This is a genomic window from Arthrobacter sp. CAL618, from assembly GCF_000468215.1.
GTDB lineage: Bacteria > Actinomycetota > Actinomycetes > Actinomycetales > Micrococcaceae > Arthrobacter_D.
Genome location: NZ_ASZW01000241.1, coordinates 805 through 3,240 on the forward strand (window position 1 = coordinate 805; position 2,436 = coordinate 3,240).

The 2,436-nt window shown below is 64.4% G+C and carries 4 protein-coding genes (1 of these 4 only partly in view); 3 read left to right on the forward strand and 1 reads right to left on the reverse strand.

Annotation, left to right across the window (positions count from 1 at the left end; all coding sequences use genetic code 11):
* On the reverse strand, positions 1-599 hold a 599-nt coding region (locus K728_RS23340), incomplete at its 3' end, for an MFS transporter (protein WP_443110995.1).
* Between the two features lie 113 nt (positions 600-712).
* On the opposite strand from K728_RS23340, the gene K728_RS0114315 reads away from it, so the two are divergent.
* The 3 genes from K728_RS0114315 to K728_RS0114325 form a co-directional block, all read left to right on the forward strand.
* On the forward strand, positions 713-1,573 hold the full coding sequence (locus K728_RS0114315) for a LysR substrate-binding domain-containing protein (RefSeq protein ID WP_019481747.1): 861 nt from the start codon (positions 713-715) through the stop codon (positions 1,571-1,573).
* 103 nt (positions 1,574-1,676) lie between these two features.
* Entirely contained in the window at positions 1,677-2,105 is a 429-nt protein-coding gene (panD, locus tag K728_RS0114320) for an aspartate 1-decarboxylase (protein ID WP_024477119.1), read from the forward strand.
* A 172-nt stretch (positions 2,106-2,277) separates the two neighbouring features.
* Positions 2,278-2,436: the 5' end (the start) of an extracellular solute-binding protein gene (locus tag K728_RS0114325; RefSeq protein WP_035748226.1), read on the forward strand. 1,170 nt of this gene lie beyond the right edge of the window; 159 of the gene's 1,329 nt are visible here — the first part of the coding sequence; it begins with the start codon at positions 2,278-2,280; the stop codon falls past the right edge of the window.

Sequence of the window (2,436 nt, forward strand, 5' to 3'; positions counted from 1 at the left end):
GCCCACCCGCCGCCGATCGCGGTGATCAGCACACCGCTGACCGCGGGACCCACCATGGCCCCCACCTGGAAGATTGATGAGTTCAGGCTGATCGCGTTGCGCAGGTGCACGGGCCCCACCAGGTCGTTGACGAACACCTGGCGTGCGGGGGCGTCCACCACGGTCACCAGCCCCAGGGTGAAGGCGATGACGTAGACATGCCACACTTCGACGACGCCGGTCAGGGCTAGCACCGCCATTGCCGCTGCCATCAGGGCGGCCATGCTTTGCGTGATGATCAACAGGATGCGTTTGGGATAGCGGTCCGCGATGATTCCGCCATAAGGGCCGAGGAGGAGGAACGGCGCGAACTGCAGTGCAACGGTGATCCCGACGGCGGTGACCGATCCGGATAGCTCCAGGACCATCCAGTCCTGGGCGATGCGTTGCATCCAGACGGCGATCACTGCGACCAGGTGGGAGATCGCGAATCGGCGGAAGTTGGGGATGCGAAGTGAGATGAACGTGTCACGCCAGGCTGGACGCTGGTTGGTGATCGGCAGGGGCGCGGTAAGCGTGGGGTCTCCAGCCGGGCCGGCGGAGGGTGGTGGGGGTGCCAAGGTGTCTTCCTGTGCTGAAGGGGTGAGATCGCTTTCCACGCTACGCACCGCCAATCCATGATGAAAGCGTATGGTGGCTATAACTCGTATTCGGAAACGTAATAGGCGGCATCATGTTTGACCCGGCCCAACTGAAAACCTTCCTTGCCGTCGCCGAGACCCTGAGCTTCACCGGCGCCGCGGGCCGGCTCAACCTCAGCCAGCCCACCGTGAGTCAACACATCCGGAAGCTGGAGGAGGCGGCCGGCAGGCTCCTGATTTCCCGGGACACCCGCGAAGTCAGCCTGACCGACAACGGCGACGCGATGGCCGGCTTCGCACGGACCATCCTCGCCGCCCAGGAACAGGCGATGGTCTATTTCTCCGGGTCGGCCATGCGCGGCCGGCTCCGGTTTGGGGTGGCCGACGACCTCGCCATCACCCAGCTGCCACGCATCCTCCGCCACTTCCGGCAGCTCTACCCGCAGATCAACCTTGAGCTCACCGTGACCCAGAGCCCGCTCCTGTTGCGCCGGCTGCGCGCGGGCCAGCTGGACCTGATCTTCATCAAGTACATGAGCGGCACCGGCGAGGGCACCCTGGTGCAAAGTGACCAGCTGGTCTGGGCCGGGCACGGGAAAACCACCCTTGAGGACGGCGCTCCCGTGCCGTTGATCGTCTACCAGTCCCCCAGCCTCACCCGCCAGATGGCCATCGATGCGCTGGAGAAGGCTGGCCGAACCTGGCGCATCACCTGCAACACCCGTGAGATCAACGGCGTCCTGGCCGCCGCCCGTGCCGGTATTGGGTTAGCCGTGTTCCCGCAGTCCCTGATCCCGGAGGATCTGGTACAGGTCAGCAACCGTTTCAACCTTCCGCCGGTGGGCGCGGTGGACTTCACCCTGCTCAGCAACCCCCTCGCCAACCAGGAGCTCGTGGCGGCGTTGACCTCCGCGATCATGGGCCGCGCGCTGCGCAAAGCCCCGGACGCCTGAGCCGCCCGGCCTTCGGCGCCCGACCCGCCAACCCCGGCCGCACCAGCAGCGTGCCGAACACCACATAGCCGGGCACTTCGGAACGGCGGTAGTGTTAACGCTGATGAATCGCACAATGTTCAAGTCCAAAATCCACCGTGCCACGGTTACCCACGCTGATCTGCACTACGTGGGTTCCGTCACCGTGGACCTTGACCTGCTTGAGGCCGCCGACATCCTGCCCGGTGAGATGGTCTCCATTGTGGACGTGACCAACGGCGCCCGGCTGGAGACCTACACCATTGCTGGCGAGCGTGGATCGGGCGTGCTCGGTATCAACGGCCCGGCCGCGCACCTGGTCCATCAGGGAGACACGGTCATCCTGATCACCTACGCCCAGCTGACTGACGCGGAGGCACACAGTTACCTCCCCACAGTGGTGCACGTCAATGAGCAGAACCGCATCGTGGACCTGGGAACCGACCCGGCCGAGAGCGTCACCGAGGGGCTCGAACGGCCCCCTCACGCCCTGAACAACTCAGCACTCCGGTAGCAAACGCTTACGTTCCCGCCATCTTTCGTCGTCAACCTTGACCGGATCGCAACCCTTCAATCTGGCGATTTCCCCACTCAGGGCATATGGTCTCAAAGACAAGGTTGCTTTGGTTCGCCCGCTGTACCTCGGGTGAACGGACTGTCTACAACGATGTGGAGGCGCGGTGGGAATGCCGAACAGGCGAGGGAAAATTCATCCAGTCCGGAGCCGGCCGAAAGCGGCAGCTGTGGCGACACTGGCGATCGGGACCATGTTGCTGACGGGTTGTGGGCCGGCGGAAAGCGTGACAACGCTTACCTGGTACATCAACCCCGACGCCGGCGGGCAG